Below are 17351 nucleotides of genomic sequence, written 5' to 3'. Positions count from 1 at the left end.
TTCGTCACCAATATCAACGCGATCGTCCGATGCGCGTTACGAAAAAACCTCTTCAGACAACAGGAGTGAAGGGTAGCGCCTTATCGTACCCGCTCCCAAATAGTAGTTCTGGTGAACCATGAGGCACCTGGAGTTGGCCCAAATCCATCTAATGCCAAGCGGTAGTCTTGCAGGTACGGCAAGGTGTGACGGGACAAGTACCAAGTGCGCTCGGTATTATCGAGTAACAGGAAGCCGAGGGGCTTCACCTTAGATACTGAGTGCTTCAAGCAGGAGGGGCGGCTCCGTCCATCAATAATGACAAGGTCAAAAAAAGAGTCCGGGTACATGTCGATAGCGGAGGCGTAGCCATTGAAACATAATCCTTTAAACTCTCCATCGGAGGATTGGTAACTATCCGGATCCGATGGGTCCGTGACTGGGTTATCAGTGGCCGTGGTTGGTTGCTCCAATATCCCGCGCCACTTCCCCAGAGTAAAGGCGCCAGCAAGCTCTTCTTGCAAAAGTGATAGCCATCGGGGATCGTGCTCCACTGTTACAACGGTTGCGCCTCTGTCAATGCAGAATAGAGTAGACCCGCCACCGCCATACTCAAAAACTATAGTTTGGGGATTCAATTTATTGCGAAGGAAAGCTATGGACTTGAAGGTCATCCACGGCGTTCTTGAAGAGATAGGTGATCGTCCCGATTGCAGGGATATTTTCCATTGGACATAAAACCTGGCAGCGGAAAACAAGTCGTTTTTTCCGCATGTAGAAGAAAACGATCTCAGAAAATCTCTTTCCTGTTTAAACATGATTGGCAGACACGGTAACTGAATATTCCGCAAGAAAAACCCCTTGGCTCGGTGGCGGGAGTTTTCCGCTACCGTGATAGTCCCCGCTCTCTACCCGAAATTCTGCGGCTTGTTGGACCCAGTCGATGATAGTATTGTTAGAAGATAAAAAAAGCGTGATACTGTAGGAATCTGGGATTAGAGGCATTTTTCGAAAATGGAAATAGAAAGCACTGCGATTGATGTCGATGGTTAAAAAATTGGATCCGACAGCCTCATTACTCAGATGCAACACGCGATAACCCGCCGAGTTATCTATGCCAATCGAAATGATCGGGTCTCTTATGACCTCAGCGTCATTATCAGATGCGAGCGTAATTAAGATGCCGACCGGTTCACCACACATTATGGTTTGTGTTTCGTTGCGATCCGCATCAAGGAAAATTACGTCCGCGAATCGTGCGGTTCCCGTTCCCTGCCGGTCCCTCCTTTCGGATAAGGTGTACTTTCCTTGATTCGATACCTGTGCCATATAAGTTCGGATCACAGTGTGAATATCACCATTACGTCCGAGGCTTCCTGAACTTAGAATGAGGCCCTTAGAGCAAAGATTTGATACAGCCGCCATATTGTGACTAACGAAGAGTACTGTGCGTCCTTCCTGCGCCACTTGGCCCATCTTCCCCAGACATTTCTTCTGAAATACTGCATCCCCCACCGCCAGCACCTCATCCACTACCAGAATCTCCGGCTCCAAATGTGCGGCTACGGCAAAGGCCAGGCGGACGTACATGCCCGATGAATAGCGTTTAACCGGGGTATCGAGAAATTGCTCCACTTCGGCAAAGGCGACGATCTCGTCGAATTTGCGCTGGATCTCGCGGCGCGTCATGCCGAGGATGGCCCCATTGAGAAAGATGTTCTCCCGTCCGGTCAGTTCCGGATGAAAGCCAGTCCCAACCTCCAGGAGGCTGGCCACGCGGCCGTTCAGGGTGATGCGGCCCTGGGTGGGCTCGGTGATGCGGCTCAGGACCTTGAGCAGGGTGGATTTGCCGGCGCCGTTGCGGCCAATGATGCCGAGGGTCTCACCTTGCTTAACCTCGAAGGAGACATCCTTGAGCGCCCAAAACTCCTCCACCTCGTCGCCTTGGACGATGGGGCGGCCGTGGAGCATGTCGCGGGTCTTGCGCGCCAGAGTGCGGACGTTGCGGGCGACTACGTCGCGCAGGGCGGTGTAGCGCTCCGCCTGGGCGGCTTGATGGCCGACGAGGTAAGACTTGCCGAGGTTTTCGACGATGATGGCGGTGTCGGACATGGACAAAGCATAACGCAGGCCGCTGGCTCTTGTATCGTTTGTCAGCCGTTACCGGTGTGGGCCATCTCGCGCGGCAGCCGGGGCGACGAGGTCAAGGCGGCGCTTATCGTGAACTTCCCGGCCGGGTGCTCTGTGGAGGAGGCGGAGAGTTACGGGGAATGGCGGGCCATGCCGGCGGGCACGGCGGGGTGGGGGAATACCGCCTGCCCGGGGCTGTCGTCGTCCTCGCCGTGGGTCCTGGCCAGGGTTAAAGCGGTGGGTGGTCAAATGAGATCGGCAAAGCTCTTTTCCAGGCGGCGGAACTGACGAATACCGAGCCAGAGGAAGCCGGCGATGAGGCCCCAACTCAGGAGGAAGCCGGGCCAGTAGAGGCGGGCCTCGCCGCCGAGGATGGCCCAGCGGAAGCCATCAATGACGCCGACCATGGGGTTGAGGGCGTAGAGCAGCCGCCACTGGTCGGGGATGACGGCGGAGCTGAAGCCGACCGGGGAGATGTAGAGTCCCAGGGTGACGATGAAGGGGATGACGTAGCGGAAGTCGCGGTATTTGACGTTGAGGGCGGTGATCCAGAGCCCCGGTCCCAGGCTGGCGAGGATGGCCATGAGGATGAAGACCGGTAGGGTGAGGATGTGCCAGCCGGGCAGGTACTGGTACCAGACCATCACCAGGACGAGGATGGCGAGGCTGATGAAAAAATCGACCAAGGCGACCACGAGGGTGGCGGCGGGGATGATGAGCCGGGGGAAATAAACCTTGCTGATGAGGTTGGCGTTGCCGATCAGGCTGTTGGAGGACTCGGTCAGGGCGGTGGCGAAGAATTGCCAGGGCAGCAGGCCGGCGAAGACCATGAGGGCGTAGGGCGCGGTGCCGGCGCTGGGCATCTGGGCGAGGGTGCCGAAGACGAGGGTGAAGACGACCAGGGTCAGGAAAGGCCGCAGCAGAGCCCAGGCCAGGCCGATGAGAGTCTGTTTGTAGCGGACGGTCAGGTCGCGCCAGGCGAGGACGTAGAAGAGTTCGCGGTAGCGCCAGAGGTCGCGCCAGTAGTGGCGCTCGGCCAGGCCGGGCTCGATGATGAGGGTGTGGGGATTCATGGGGGCAAGTTTAGCGGAGTTGGCGGCGCGGGAGGGCGGCCATTCGGGGGGGCAAGGCGCTTGACTCCCGCTACCCTCAAGCGGTGAGCAGCTTGCTAGCGCTGCCCCATCCCTGGCGCTGGCCAGGTCCATCACGGCGCATCGCCTGCCGTGGGTAAGACAAGGTACCCTGCCACGGATCTCCCCACCTTCCCGTGGCGGGCCGCGACAAACAGAATGCGAGCGCAATCTTCGCCATCCCGCGCGAGAGCTGGGTTTTCGCCAGGAGGATATGGCCCTTTATGACCGCATGGCCTGGGGCGAGGCCCTGGTGAACGCTATCGCCCCTCGGGATTACCGTCTGTGGAGGTAGCGGATTCGGGTTTTCTCTTTATCAAGGTCTGGGGGTACCGATTACCATGGCCCATCCTGCTAACTAACCACGCCTCGGCGTCGATGACTACCTGGTCGGCGAGGACGGCTGCGACATCCGTCACGAATACATCTGATGAGGAATCCGTGTCCTAAGACTAGGTCTATACTTGGATATGGGGTTACTGGTTTAGACCTCACAGTCCTTTCCTATGCTGACCCGGCATTTTGGCCATCAAAGACACTGACCCAATCGCTAAATGGATAGAAAACCGCCAGTTGTCGCAGCCCCCCCGGACCAGATCGCCCGAAGAAACCGGCTGGAGGGCGTCGGCTTGATCGAGGTTCTGGTGGCACTCACGGTATTATCGGTTGGGCTCTTGGGTGTGGCGGCCATGCAGGTTCTCGCCTTGCGCAACAATACCAGTGCCGCCGACCGCAGCATGGCCGTCATATTGAGCTATTCCATCATCGATAGCCTGCGCGCAAATCGAGAGGCGGCCCTGGCTGGCGACTACGCCTTGGCACTACCTGAAACCGGCTGCGAACATCCTGCGGCTGGCACCCTGGCTACCAATGACCTGCGCGCCTGGTTGGATGCCATGGCGCTTCGCGATGAAGATAATGGCGTACGTGGCGTCATGGGCGCTGGCGTCTGTGGTGGCGTCGTTTGCTGTGACGATGAAGACACTTGCGGTGACGCAGTCACTTGCGAAGACGGGTTATTCAAGATCGACATCCGCTGGGATGATTGCCGAGGGATCGATCAAGACAATTGCGAGACCCGAACCCTGACGACCCAGGTGCAATTATGAACAGGCGGGCCCTTCATTTCGATCAGGTTCCGCTCCGAGGGCACCCCGGGTTCACGCTGATCGAGTTGATGGTTGCGATGGTGCTGGGCCTACTCATCATCGTGGGTGTCCTGAGCGTCTTCCTGGCAAACAAGCAGACCTACGGCAGATCCGAAGATCTCAGTCTCTATCAGGAGAAGGCCCGCTTCGTCTCCGATCTCATCACCCAAGACATCCGCCAAGCGGATGGTACGCCCTGTCGGAAGCGGGATTCCACCTATACGATCAACACTGGAGACAGCGACTTAGTTTGGGGGGACGACTTGGTTTGGGGGGACGATGACGGTATCAAGGGCTACTCGGGCGATCCAAACAGCGAGATACCCGATGAAGTCGCTTTTGGCACCGGGGATGCGGACCGGGTGGCGGGCACCGATGCCTTGCGGGTCACCGGTACCCTTGGTGCCGTATTCTCCGTGTTAAGTTGCACCAGCCCGGCATTCACCCTGAATTATCCTCCAGGCGTGACCGCCCATGGATTTGACTCTGGTTCAAACTTGATTATTTGCGATTTTGACGACGCGACCCTCTTTGTAAAAACGGATAGCAGCGCTAGCACGGTTAATTATGACCCCGCAACCCTGAACTGTGATGACTATCCGCAAAATAGCCTGATTAGCGAAGCCTCCCAGGTTCTGTGGTATCTGGGTTGTAACGGTTTACCCGATAAACCTTGTAATACGCCTGCTGGCCGATCGCTTTATCGCAATCCTGGCAGACCCGTTATTGATGGGGTTGCGGACCTTCAGATCGAATATCTGTCCAGAGATGGCACCGCCTATGAGCAATTGGCTAACGTGTGGGGAGATGTCGTCGCCGTCCGCCTCACCTTGGACATGGAACCGCCCCAACCCGGCGCGGGTGAAGATACCCCCCCAACACCGAGGTTGCTCCAGGTGATCGCCTTGCGCAATCGGATACCTCTCTAATGGCCCAATCATCTTCCCATAAGCCTGGTCATGAAGGCGGGGCGGCGCTGATAATCACCCTGATCGTGCTGGTGATCGTCACCCTGCTGGCAGTCGCCTCTTTGCGCGGCACCCTACTCCAGGAGCGCATGAGCGGCAATCTTTACGACCGGGAACTGGCCTTCCAGGCCGCTGAAACGGCGTTACGAGAAGCAGAGAATGCCATCCAAGCCAATGCGGCTGCCTTCGATTGCGACTGCTCGGACAAAGCCTGTTCGTTACCTCCCCCGCCAAATGAGGACTGTGCCACGGATTGGCATGCCGCCACCACTGCCCTGGGTCCCCTTGTCGATGATTCACCCCCCCAGTATTACATCGAACGGATGGGCGAAGGACCCCTCTGGGGCGCAGAGGCCGAATGTGTTGGCGGCGCGGATGCCAATCAGTATGGCAGTCGCTGCTGGGGTTACCTGGCACCCCTGTTCTTTCGAATCACGGCGCGCAGCGCGCCAGTCGATGGTCGGGCGGCCGTGACGCTACAAGTCATGGTCAGACGCCGGCCAGATTGAGGATCGTCATCATGCCTAAGCTATACGCTCAAAGATCACACCTCCTGGGGGCAGGCTTTGCTACGAGCCTGCTGCTTATGGCCGGTGCCGCCCTGGCCGCGGTGGAGATCGCAACCAGCCCGCTCATTGTTGCCGAGCCGCTGGCACCGAATATTTTTTTTCTTCTCGACGATTCGGGATCGATGGATCGGGATGATTTGCCAGATACCTCGGATTGCAGTGATGGCACGGGTGGCGATGCCAACAACGTCATCCTATTAAGCACTGGGAAATTGAGGAGTAGCGTAACGGCACGCTGCCAGTCGCCAGACTTCAATAAAATTTACTACAACCCCAGCTTCACCTACACGGTCCCCGTCAATGCGAGCGGCAACACCCTTGGGACCAGTAGCTTTACCGCCGCCTGGCGGAATGGCTATGTCTCTACTAGGGACAACGCTGTTACCGATCTTTCCAATTGGATTCCTGCAACCTGGTCCTCCAAATCAACTCAGACATCAGGATGGGTTTGCACCACCCGGAGTGGCTCAAACCCCAACTACACCTACTCGGGATGCAATACAGCAACCTCCCATGCGCCGATAAATGGTTATAAGCGCCTGACACTTGCAGAGGCATTCAGTTATTACCGACTCATATCTGGTCGGACGCCAGGCAGCACTAATAATAGTGATTATGAAAAGGTAATTGCCGCAACCGATGAATATGCAAACGTCGCCAATTGGTATTCGTATTATCGTACCCGGCTCTATACCGCCCGGGCTGGCACCAGCCTGGCGTTTGACGGCATTCCCGACCACTACCGCGTAGGTTATGGCAGCATCAATTACCCATACAGTAGCAGCTATTCCACCCTGATATCCGGGGTGCGTCCTTATTCGAGCCTGCGATCCAATTTCTATTCCTGGCTATTCAGTACCACGCCAGCAACCTCAACCTACTTTTATACCCCGCTAAGGCGGGCACTGAATAATGTTGGGCTCTATTATGAATCCGCTGAACCGTGGCGGCTCGACCCGGCGGACGCAGCCAGCCTGGAATATTCCTGCCGGCCCTGCTTCACCATCCTCATGACGGATGGTTATTGGACGGGAGGGACTGCTTATCGGGCCACCACCAGCGGGGCCCGAGCCAACAATGACGGCACCAGTGGCAGTCAGATCACGGGACCGAAAAGCCAAAGTTATACCTACACCGCCACCAGCACCTTCTCGGATAACTATTTGGATACCCTAGCGGACGTGGCCATGTATTACTGGAAGCGGGACCTGCGCCCCAGCCTGACCAACAATATCACGGTGTCCGAAACCGACCCCGCCTTCTGGCAGCACATGGTCACTATCGGCATCGGGCTCGGCGTCGACGGTACTATCGCCAAGGAGGACGCTTTCGAGGCGATTACTGCCGGCACAGCCATCAACTGGCCGAACCCCTTGAGTCCGAGCGCGGCTGATACCTCCTCGAACCCATCCAAAATCGACGATCTGCTCCATGCCGCCGTGAACAGTCATGGCCTCTTCTTCTCGGCGAAAAGCTCGCGGGAGTTCACCGAGGGTCTCAAGCAGTCCCTGGCCACGATCGCCTCCCGCCTCTCCTCCGGCACCGGTCTCGCCATCGATAGCACCACCCTGGTGGAGGGGGCATCCATTTTCAAGGCGACCTTCCGCTCGGTGGTGTGGGCGGGGGAATTAGCCGCCTACACACTCGACAGCGATGGCAACGCCAGTGATACCGCCGCCTGGCTCGCCTCGGCAAACCTACCCACCTTCGGAGATCGGCATATTTTTACCCGGGTCGATGGCACGGCCACGGATTTTACCTGGGCCAATCTCAACGCTGCCCAAAGGACCGCCCTCGGCACGGAAACCGTCCTCAACTATCTGCGTGGGGACCAGAGCCTGGAGGTCGCCAACAATGGCACCCTGCGGACCCGCAACAGCCCTCTCGGGGACATCGTCAATTCGAATCCTGTCTATATCGGCGCGCCCTTTGCCAACTTGTTCAAGAGACGCACCTTTCCCGGCGCCTCCGTCCATGATGATTTCGCCCTCGCTCAGCAAGGGCGTGCCAGCATGATTTACGTTGGCGCCAATGACGGCATGCTGCATGGCTTCAACGCCGGGGATGGCAGCGAAGCGTTCGCGTACCTGCCAGCGGCCTTGATCAATACCGATCTGGCAACGCTCGCCGACCCGGATTACAGTCATCGTTACTTCGCCGATGGTGAGTTAGGCGTGGCGGATGCTTACGTGAATAACGCCTGGAAAACCATCCTGGTCGGGAGCCTGGGGAGGGGTGGCAAGACCCTCTATGCCATTGATGTGACCAATCCTGCCAGCGTTGGCGCCAGCCAGATGTTATGGGAGATCAGCCCAGCCACCCTGGGTCAGAATCTGGGTAAACCCCAGATTGGCAGGCTGCCCAATGGTACTTGGGCAGCGGCGGTCGGTAACGGCTACAACAGCGCCAACCACCAGGCGGCGCTCTTAACCGTCAATCTTGCCACCGCCGGCGTGACGACCATCGGTACCGCCACGGGCTCTGCGGATGATCCCAATGGGTTGGCGGCAGCCTATCTCTGGGACGCCAACAATGACGGCAGTTTCGAGCGAGCCTATGCCGGTGATTTGCAAGGGAATATCTGGCGCTTCGACTTGGTGAATAACTCTGTCGCCAAACTGTTTCAGGCAAGAGATGGGAGTGGGACCAGACAGCCCATTACCACCGGCGTGAGGGTCAGCAAGGACCCCGATACCGGCAAGACCTGGGTCTTCTTCGGTACCGGCCGGTTTTTGAGCGTGGGCGATCCGGCCAGCCGCCAAGTACAAACCTGGTATGGCCTCATCGATGACGGGACGGTGATTAGCGGGCGTGGCAACCTGGTCCAGCGCAGCATCCTGGCGGAGGGCGCCGTCGGCACGGCAAAGGCCCGCACCATCAGCGCGGGAGAGGCCGCTGACCTGGTCAACCAACGCGGCTGGTACCTGGACCTGATCGTTGGCGACGATGCTCAGGGTGAACGCATGATCTTGCCCAATCAGATCTACGGAAACATCCTGATTGGCCTTACCCTGATCCCGGTGGGCGACATCTGTAATCCCGAGGGCAATGGCTTCATCATGGCGATCGATCCCTTCACCGGCGCCCGACTTGGGGAGGACTTTTTTGATTACAACGGTGACGGAGACATGGACGGCGAGGATTGGCTCAATGGTATCGCGGGTAGCGGTATCAACCTTGGTGGCATCCCCAGCATTCCGGTCTTTGTGGGTGACAAGATGATCGTGCAGACCCATGAGGGAAATGTCCATACCTTACCCGTCCGCAACCCCTTCCCCCCAGGGGAGACCGAGCGGATCGAATGGCATGAATTGATGAGTAACTGACATGAACCGGCTGCGCGGCCTGACGCTCATCGAATTGATGGTGGTGGTGGCCATCGTCGGCATACTGGCCAGTATTGCCTATCCCTCTTATGTCCAGCACGTGATCGATACCCGCCGGAAACTAGCTCAAGGCTGTCTCGGTGAATACGCCCTCTTCATGGAGCGCTACTACACCCTGAACCTGACCTACGTCGGGGCCACCTTGCCAACGGGCGAATGCGAAAGCAATCTGAATCAAGGCGCGGGCCATTACCAATTTTCATTGCCAGACCCAACCGCCACTTCCTTCACCCTCGAGGCGGAACCAAGGGGTAGCCAGGCCAGCAGTGACAGTAAATGCGGAAAAACGCTCACCCTCAACCAACTGGGCACCCGCGGCGTTACCGAGGGCACCGTCGGCCAATGCTGGCGGTGAAGGTGTGAACCAGAAACCCCACGCCGCCTCCACCCTGCACCGGCGCGGTCCCGACTGACCGAGATCTCAACCATGCTATCGCGGACGCTAGACAAGGTTGCGGTGCCTACCCCAGGCGTCGATTCCCCTGGGGGCGGGCAAGGATCGGCCCGCCCGGAAGGCCGGCAGGCGCGCCCCGGTTGGGCAACCGGTTTCACCCTGCTCGAACTCCTGATTACCCTGGGGGTAGCCGCCATCCTGGCGACCCTGGCGATACCGAGCTTTCGGGAGTTTATCCAGTCCAATCGCCTAACGACCCAGGTGAACAACTTTGTCGCCGATCTGAATCTGGCCCGCAGCGAGGCGGTAAAGCGCCGGGGGCGCGTCACCCTATGCAAAAGCAGCGATCAGGCTACTTGCACCACGACCGGCGGTTGGGAGCAGGGCTGGATCATTTTCACCGATGGTGGTCTTGTCCGGACGCAAGACGCCATATCAGGGGAGATCACCATTCGGGGCAATTCGCCAGTACAGAATCGTATTTTCTATGATAGTTCGGGGGTTGTGCGTGTTTCCGGACGGGTGATATTTTGCGATGATCGTATTAACGTCTTCGCAACGGATAAGGGGAAGGCCCGCATCATCGTTATCAGCCAGCCTGGCCGTGTCAGAATCGAGGGTGGCGAAGATACAACCCTTACGAGTTGCAGCCCTTGATCCCGGATGAGGTCAGGGCGACGACACAAACCGATGGTTCATCCGGGGGGCCACTAGAGACCCGCCGTCCTGGCGGTGGACTCGATTCGGTCAAGTTCCTCCGTCAAGTCCGCGCGTAATTGGGCGTCCGCGATTTTTGCAACCTGCTCCCGCGCAGGGGTATCGCGCAGGGCCAAAGCCTCATTGGTGGCGATTATGGCGAGGATGCGATCGCGCTCAGCCACCGAGGCTTCCTCCTCCGCGAACTGTAGGGCCTGGGCAAAAAGCTGATCCGCGGTGGCCTGTTGTTCTTGACGGGCTGAGTAACGTCCTAGTTCGGCGCTGATCGCGGCTTTCTCCCCTGGATGCGCTATCGACTCCAGAGCCAGTAGCGCCCTTTCACCCGAGTGCTGGGCCAAGGCTTGGTAGTCGCGGTGGTTTTGTTGGCGCAGACCGAGTAAAGCAAACGCCAGCGTTCGGAAAGCGGGCTGCTTCAAGCGCTCGGTGAGTTCCATGGCGTTCGCCAGACGGCCGGCGGCCAGTTCCTCCTTAAATAGCCGATAGATCGCCTCATCGCGGCTGGCCGGGTCTGCAATACGGGCAGCCGCGCCCTCCGCTCCCCATAAATCCCCTAGTTGCTGATAGGCTTGGGCGATCTTCTCCAGAAGCGCCACCCGGCCTGGTTGATCCTGAACCGTATCAATCCGGTCCGATACCGTCTCCAATAGGCTTAAGGCCGATGCCCGATAGCCTGCCTTGGCATAGGTCTGGGCCAAAAGGACAATAGTGGATAAGCGCCGCTTCAGGTCCGGGATTTGTGCCAAACCCGAGGTGGCCCTATTGAATGCAGTCTGCCCCTGCTGAAGGCGGCCAAAGTGACTCAACAGGGCGGCGATCTCACTTTCCGCCAGGACCTTGTCCGCAGGGTCTTGAAGGGTGCCCAGGATGGACTGAGCCTGCTGTAATAGGACCTCCGCCTCAATAGTCCGGCCCGCGCCGTGCAGATGTCGGGCGAGGTCACTAAGCGCTGCGATCCGCTTGCCATCCTGGTCTGGTTGACGCTTCGCATCAGCGGTCAGGCGCTGGTATATCTCCCCGGCCTCGACGGATCGTCCGTCGCCCAACAAGCTTTCAGCAATAAGGACACCCTGGCTGAAACGGGTTTCCGGGGTATTCAGAGAGTCGATCAGCGCCAGGGCGGACTGTGATTCACCCTGCTGCCGCAAAAGCTCCATTCGACCGAGGAGAAAGAGGTTCCATTCGGTATCGGTTCTAAGTTCACTCAGTCGCCTGTCCATGAACATCGACTTATCAGCGGAACCCGTTGGCGCATCCCCATCTTCCAGGGTGCCGGAGCCTTCCTTTAATGCCAACCCTGAGTGGCTGAGTGGGCCAGGAGTAATTTTCACAGCATCGGTAGCGGTCACTTTAGTTATCCCCCTCCCGCCAGCGGCAGTCTGGGTGGTGAAGAGTGCTAAAACCTGCATCTGGACCTGGACACCCGGGTCGTAATGGCCAGCCGCAGCCTGGCTGGCGGTCAATGCATCCATGGATAAGGTATTTTGTTGATTGAACGTGGGATCGCCTCCTCCGAGGAGTTTGTAGCCGGTCACACCCGCAACAACACCCACGGCCAGTCCGACTAAATAGATGGCAACCACCGAATTAATCAGGCGGAATCGAGTGGAGATCGAACGCGGCAAACCCAACTCACGAAGAATCTCTTCCTCAAGCGTCTTACGACGTTTTGACGCCGCGCGCGCTTCCCGTTCTTTCTCGGCATTCTCGAGCTGACGCTGATTTTTCGCCAATAATGTCTGTCGAATCAGTTCGCGTTCCTTTCGATCTTTCTCCACCCGTTCATATTTGGCGAACACGGTGCCGCAAACCTCGCAGATGGTTGGTGCGGGGGTGTCACCCTCCCCAGGATGAAGATGTCCGCACGCCGGACAGGTCCTCACGGGCTCGTTTGCCTTGGGGGTTTCCAACGGCATGAGTTCAAGCCTGACAAGGGGTTTGGAGGCAGGGCGAAGATTACAGCGAATGCCAATGCCCAGTAACTGGGTTACTGCCTCATGGCCTTTTTCGGCGGTCAGGTTGCGAATGATGACGCAATTCCGTTCCTTCAGCACCTCCCCGATTTGAGCAGGTGGCACCTTCATTGCCCGGGCAAGCTGATGAAAGGCTATTTCACGTTCCGGGCCTTGCCGATCATTGCCGAAAAAAATCAAGTCATAGAGAGGGTCATTCTTAGTCATAAATGCTATCCATGTTAAGTTTAAGTATTTCGCTTAAATTTTGAGTCCGCCCTGTTATACGATCAAGAGGTCCGCAGCGCTAAACCTTACTACCTATGACCATGGTTTCCAAGCTTGAATCACCCGGCATATTGGGCCGTATCAAGCACGCAGGGGGTAGCCCGGCCAGCGTCCGCGCCAGGGCGCCAACCCGGGCGGTCAACAGCAGAGTACCGCAGGCCATGATCTCATGGGCCTTTTGCGGAAAGGCCTATCGCCGGAAGGCGGTATCGATCATAGGCACCAGGGCGAGGGCGCTGAAGGGGCACATGAGCGCTATCGGCACCGGCATCCCTCGTCTGATCATCCGCCTGACACGGCGACTGTCCGGTCGGGAACCGGAGTTTGCCCGGGTGGGCGAAGATGGGCGGGTGCGCCTCTGGGCCAATACCTGGGCGCGTCCTGATAGACGCAACTCGGGACCTCGGGCAGGGTGGATTGGCCGGCGCCGTTGCGGCAGATGCTGCCGAGGGGCTCGCCTTCGGCCTCAATGCCTGCCCAGCCAGGCGGCCAGGTCAGCGGTGGCGGTGAAGTCGAGGGGGGCTTGTCGGGCTGCTGCGCTCCGCCCGGTGGGGTTGGCGGGTGGCTCGCGTCCTGGGCAAGTTTAGCGGATTATGCATAGTGTTCTTCGAGGCCCCTCATTTCAATTTTGATAGTGTCGGCGCTGAAGTCTTGTTCATGAGGCCAGATGACACCGCCAAAAGCTGGTCGTACCTGTTTGAAGTAGCTAACATTCTGTAATTCTTTAAATATCCCTTTATTCAAATACCCGGACACATCGAATTCGCCTTCTTTCCCGTTGGATAGCTTGACGAAAAGTACATAGTTATCTCGCGGCTCAACCACAATGACCTTGTTCATGCGTGCTTCACCTGAGCGGATCGATTCTGAATAATTGCTGACCGTCGATAGCCAATTTCCAATCTGCCATCACATACTCCAGGCCAACGGCGATCCCGATCAGGCGCCGGATCTCGGCCAGCTCAGTACCGTCGATGCGCGACGTTGTTGGACTGACCCGCTGCTTCAATGTGGTCATGACATGATGGGCCAGCGGCCAGGCTCATCGACTATCGCCTTCGGCGGTGGGCGTGCCCCACTGGTCGTAGAAGCGCTGGGCTTCGGGCGAGGCGGCGACATAAGCGCCAACCGCCCGGCTTTGATCGCGGATCCGCTCCCGCCGCAGGCGCTTGGCCTCGTTGGCGGCAAGTTCTCGCAGATAGGTGCACAAGCCGATGCCGCGCGCCTTGGCGGCGTCTTCGAGCGTTGACTGCAGGTCCTCGTCCAACCGAACCGAAACAGGGTGGCCCACGTCCTTACTCCCGTGCTAGTACGTCAGGATAGTACAGGAACTGACTACGCGCCAGTCGCAGGGGCAAGCGTGAGGCCATTGACCGTCAGGGGCAGGGGTCTTGCAAGTGTCCCGAGACAGCTCCCGGTGGGGCGAGCCGGTTAAGGACCCCTCATTGCACCTGGAAGACCGCGTCACTGTCGGGTGCATCGAGCAGGCGTTCGGCCCAGGTTTCGAGTTGGGCGGGGGTGGCGGTGCGCAGGCGGGTCCGGGTGGCCTCGCTCACGGGGCCAAAGCGGCGGCGCAGCAGGCGTTCGAGGATAGCGGCTTCGCCTTGGGCGATGCCTTCCTCGCGCCCTTCCTCGCGCCCTTCCTCCCGCCCTTCCTCGCGTCCTTCCTCCCGGGCGCCATGCAGTTCGCTGCGCTGGTCGCGCAGGGCGCGCTCGCGCACGAAGGCCAGGCGCTGGGTTTCGGCGTCGGCGCTGAGGCCGCGGATACGCTCTAGGGCTTGTTGCACCGGGGGATAGTCAATTTGTTGCATTCTCTGCTCCTCCTGCCAGTGTTCGAGAAAGGTGACCCAGGCCGCCAGGGCCGGTTCGCCGGCGCCCAGGCGGTCGGCCTTGGGCAGTTCGATTAGGTTTAATTGTAGTTCGTCGCCCAGTTTCAAGGTGGGCTGGTGGCGATCGCGCAGCTCGAAGCACCAGGTCGCCTGCTGCTGGTGGGCGGGGGCGGTGAAGAGGTCGAAGTCGAGCAGGTGGATGCCGATGGCGGGCTTGAGCTGGTGATAGTCGTGGCCGCTGTCCAGTTGCTGGGCGAGGGTACGGGCCAGGTAGTAGGCGCTGCGGGCGCTCCAGGCGCGGTAGCGACGGACTTGCATCTCGATGTTGTAGCGGCGGCCCTGGTCATCCTGGGCGAGGAGATCGAGGACGATGTATTTGCCGGTGAGCTCCTCGGGTTCGATGCGGGGTTGAGGACGGCGACCACCGTGACCGACGGTTCGGTGCCGCGCACGGCGTTGATCAGGGCCGCCAGCAGGGCCGGCGCCGTGGCGAAGAGCTTTTTGAAGACGTAGTCGTTTTTGGGGTCGAGGAGAAGCATGGCGGCCATCCTAGCAGGATTCAGGGTGCCGGGCGTTACGGGGCCCGGATAGGTCGCTCGTTGGACGAGTGGTATGACGCGCAGGGACGCCTGGATCAGGCGGCACTCAGCCGCTTGCGGCGATGCGCGAAGGCGGAGAGTATAGTTGCTTGCTCACTTGGCCAAGATGATGAGGGGTACTGTCCTCATGTTCGGGAACCGGAGTTTGCCCTGGTGGGCGAAGAATTGCGGGTGCGCATCTGGGCCAAAACCTGAGCGCAACCTCTTCGGCAACAGCGGTGATCCGACGTGGCCGGACTATGACGAGCGCCTTGCTCAGTCATAGTAGAGATATCGGAAGCACGGGTCGTCCGGGGTACCTTCGAGGGCACTGCCCGCCGCTGGTCGCCACTGCACCGTGTCCTCGATCTTGCGGGCCAGTTCAAAGTCCTTGTCGGTAATGCCGTTAGCCGAGTGGGTGTTCAGGTCCACGATGACCCGGTCATAAGAGACCCGCAGGTCCGGGTGATGCCAGGCGGCCTCGGCCAGATGGCCAATGGTGTTGACCACCATGAGGGCACCCTTCCAACCGCTGGTGCGGTACTGACGGCGCAGACAACCCTCGACATAGTCCCAATGGGGCAAGGCCGTCGCCAGATGCTGGCCGATCTCGGCCGGGGTGTAGGTCTTCTCGTCGGTCATGGTCGTTCACTCCTTTCGCTGTCAAACCTGATTCAAGGTCTCGTCCAGCTTGGCCAGGTCAAAATCGCCGGTGACCAGGCTGGTGCCGATGCCTTGGAGAAGGACCAGGCGCAGGCGACCGTCCTGGACCTTTTTATCGACGGCCATGAGGTCGCGGAAGACCTGGGGCGTCAATTCCGGGGGCGGGGCGACGGGCAGGCCGGCGGCGGCGATGAGGGCGCGGGCGCGGGCCAGATCGGCGGCGGCAAGCCAGCCGAGGCGATGGGAGAGATCGGCGGCCAGGCACATGCCGGCGCCGACGGCCTCGCCATGGAGCCAGGTGCCGTAGCCCATGCCGGTCTCGATGGCGTGGCCGAAGGTGTGGCCGAGGTTGAGGAGGGCGCGCTGGCCGGCCTCCCGTTCGTCGTCCGCCACCACCTCGGCCTTGTTCTGGCAGGAACGCTTGATGGCCTCGGCCAGGGCCTCGCCGTCACGGGCCAGGAGGGCGGGCATCCGGGTCTCCAGCCAGACAAAGAATTCGGGATCGCGGATGAGGCCGTATTTGATGACCTCGGCCAGCCCGGCGGCGATTTCCCGTTCCGGCAGGGTGTTGAGGGTGTCGGTGTCGATGATGACGGCGCGGGGTTGGTGGAAGGCCCCGATCATGTTCTTGCCGAGGGGGTGATTGACACCGGTCTTGCCGCCAACGGAGGAATCGACCTGGGCCAGCAGGGTGGTGGGGACCTGGATGAAGGCGACGCCGCGCTGGTAGCAGGCGGCGGCAAAGCCGGCCATGTCGCCCACCACGCCCCCGCCCAGGGCGACGAGGGTGCAATCCCGGCCGAAGCGGTTAGCCAGCAGGCCGTCGAAGATGCGGTTCCAGACCTCCAGGGTTTTGTATTGCTCGCCATCCGGGAGGATGACTTGCGCCACCTGATAGCCCGCCAGGGCCAGGGTGACCTGGGCCAGATAGAGGGGGGCGACCGTCTCGTTGGTGACGATCATCACCTGGCGGCCACGGATATGGCGCTGATACCAGCGCGGATCGGCCAACAATCGCTGGCCAATGTGGATGGGATAGGAGCGGTCGCCGAGGGCGACCTGGAGGCTGCGGGTCATGACAATTCCGTCTCGAGGCGGCGGCGGATCTCCTTGACGACGGAGGCGGTGCCGCGCTTTTCGGTGGAGACGACCAGGTCGGCGACCTGACGGTAGAGGGGTTCGCGCTCGTCCATGAGTTGACGCAGCCGTTCGAGCGGGTCTTCCGTCTGGAGCAGGGGCCGATTGCGGTCGCGATTGGTGCGGGAAAATTGCTGCTCGGGGCTACAGTGAAGATAGATCACCACGCCCCGGGCCGCCAGATTCTGGCGGCTGACCTCCCGTAGGATAGCGCCGCCGCCGGTGGCCAGGACGATGCCTTCCTGGTTGGTCAGGTCGGCGATGGCCTGCTGCTCGCGGTTGCGAAAGCCCTCCTCGCCCTCGTATTCAAAGATAGTAGAGATGTCCACCCCGGTTCGGCGCTGGATCTCGTGATCGCTGTCCTCGAATCGGAATGAGAGGGCCTCGGCGAGCTGGCGGCCGATGGTGGATTTGCCGGCCCCCATGGGGCCGATGAGAAAGATGTTGTTTAACCGCTTCATGGACGCATGCTTTATCGGATTAGGA

At 59.5% G+C, this 17351-nt stretch carries 15 protein-coding genes and 1 pseudogene; 6 read left to right on the top strand and 10 right to left on the bottom strand.

Translation table 11 applies throughout. The annotated features are described in order from the left end of the window. Positions 1-789: 789 nt before the first annotated feature. Together IPN92_19825 and IPN92_19820 are read right to left on the bottom strand one after the other, a co-directional pair. Complete coding sequence (locus IPN92_19825) at positions 790-2091, bottom strand: ABC transporter ATP-binding protein (protein ID MBK8640419.1); 1302 nt, start codon at positions 2089-2091, stop codon at positions 790-792. A gap of 263 nt (positions 2092-2354) precedes the next feature. Beyond that, the gene (locus IPN92_19820; protein MBK8640418.1) at positions 2355-3182 is read right to left on the bottom strand and encodes an ABC transporter permease; all 828 of its coding nucleotides are present in this window, start codon (positions 3180-3182) and stop codon (positions 2355-2357) included. A gap of 686 nt (positions 3183-3868) precedes the next feature. On the opposite strand from IPN92_19820, the gene pilV reads away from it, so the two are divergent. From pilV to IPN92_19790, 6 genes are all read left to right on the top strand, one after another. Then, a complete protein-coding gene (gene pilV, locus IPN92_19815) occupies positions 3869-4348 on the top strand; it encodes a type IV pilus modification protein PilV (GenBank protein MBK8640417.1) in 480 nt (159 codons plus the stop codon). Further along, complete coding sequence (locus IPN92_19810) at positions 4345-5316, top strand: prepilin-type N-terminal cleavage/methylation domain-containing protein (protein MBK8640416.1); 972 nt, start codon at positions 4345-4347, stop codon at positions 5314-5316. The genes pilV and IPN92_19810 overlap by 4 nt, the downstream gene beginning before the upstream one ends. Next, the gene (locus IPN92_19805; GenBank protein MBK8640415.1) at positions 5316-5864 is read left to right on the top strand and encodes a PilX protein; all 549 of its coding nucleotides are present in this window, start codon (positions 5316-5318) and stop codon (positions 5862-5864) included. Before IPN92_19810 ends, IPN92_19805 begins: the two co-directional genes overlap by 1 nt. A gap of 11 nt (positions 5865-5875) precedes the next feature. After that, positions 5876-9250, top strand: a complete 3375-nt coding sequence (locus IPN92_19800; GenBank protein ID MBK8640414.1) for a hypothetical protein — start codon at positions 5876-5878, stop codon at positions 9248-9250. A gap of 1 nt (position 9251) precedes the next feature. Then, positions 9252-9665 carry a type IV pilin protein gene (locus IPN92_19795; protein ID MBK8640413.1) on the top strand — a complete coding sequence of 138 codons (414 nt, stop codon included), beginning with the start codon at positions 9252-9254 and terminating at the stop codon, positions 9663-9665. Positions 9666-9737: 72 nt separating this feature from the next. Beyond that, positions 9738-10361, top strand: coding sequence for a GspH/FimT family pseudopilin (locus IPN92_19790; protein MBK8640412.1), 624 nt, complete (start codon positions 9738-9740; stop codon positions 10359-10361). A gap of 53 nt (positions 10362-10414) precedes the next feature. Here IPN92_19790 and IPN92_19785 read toward each other — a convergent pair whose 3' ends face one another. The 8 genes and pseudogenes from IPN92_19785 to aroK all read right to left on the bottom strand — a co-directional run bounded on the left by IPN92_19785 (position 10415) and on the right by aroK (position 17326). Further along, positions 10415-12598 carry a hypothetical protein gene (locus IPN92_19785; protein ID MBK8640411.1) on the bottom strand — a complete coding sequence of 728 codons (2184 nt, stop codon included), beginning with the start codon at positions 12596-12598 and terminating at the stop codon, positions 10415-10417. Positions 12599-13249: 651 nt separating this feature from the next. Then, positions 13250-13498: a DUF2442 domain-containing protein gene (locus IPN92_19780; protein ID MBK8640410.1), complete on the bottom strand. Its 249-nt coding sequence runs from the start codon at positions 13496-13498 to the stop codon at positions 13250-13252. 7 nt (positions 13499-13505) lie between these two features. Beyond that, positions 13506-13676: a hypothetical protein gene (locus IPN92_19775; GenBank protein MBK8640409.1), complete on the bottom strand. Its 171-nt coding sequence runs from the start codon at positions 13674-13676 to the stop codon at positions 13506-13508. A gap of 24 nt (positions 13677-13700) precedes the next feature. Then, entirely contained in the window at positions 13701-13925 is a 225-nt protein-coding gene (locus IPN92_19770) for a hypothetical protein (protein ID MBK8640408.1), read from the bottom strand. A gap of 175 nt (positions 13926-14100) precedes the next feature. Continuing rightward, positions 14101-15035: pseudogene (locus tag IPN92_19765) on the bottom strand (Rpn family recombination-promoting nuclease/putative transposase). A gap of 306 nt (positions 15036-15341) precedes the next feature. Further along, on the bottom strand, positions 15342-15707 hold the full coding sequence (locus tag IPN92_19760) for a 4a-hydroxytetrahydrobiopterin dehydratase (protein ID MBK8640407.1): 366 nt from the start codon (positions 15705-15707) through the stop codon (positions 15342-15344). A 21-nt stretch (positions 15708-15728) separates the two neighbouring features. After that, positions 15729-16805: a 3-dehydroquinate synthase gene (aroB, locus tag IPN92_19755; protein MBK8640406.1), complete on the bottom strand. Its 1077-nt coding sequence runs from the start codon at positions 16803-16805 to the stop codon at positions 15729-15731. Then, entirely contained in the window at positions 16802-17326 is a 525-nt protein-coding gene (gene aroK, locus IPN92_19750) for a shikimate kinase AroK (GenBank protein MBK8640405.1), read from the bottom strand. Before aroK ends, aroB begins: the two co-directional genes overlap by 4 nt. Positions 17327-17351 lie beyond the last annotated feature (25 nt).

The organism is Chromatiaceae bacterium, assembly GCA_016714645.1.
Taxonomy (GTDB): domain Bacteria; phylum Pseudomonadota; class Gammaproteobacteria; order Chromatiales; family Chromatiaceae; genus M0108.
The sequence above is the reverse complement of the archived record's forward strand: the minus strand, read 5'-3'. Positions and strand labels throughout refer to the sequence as shown.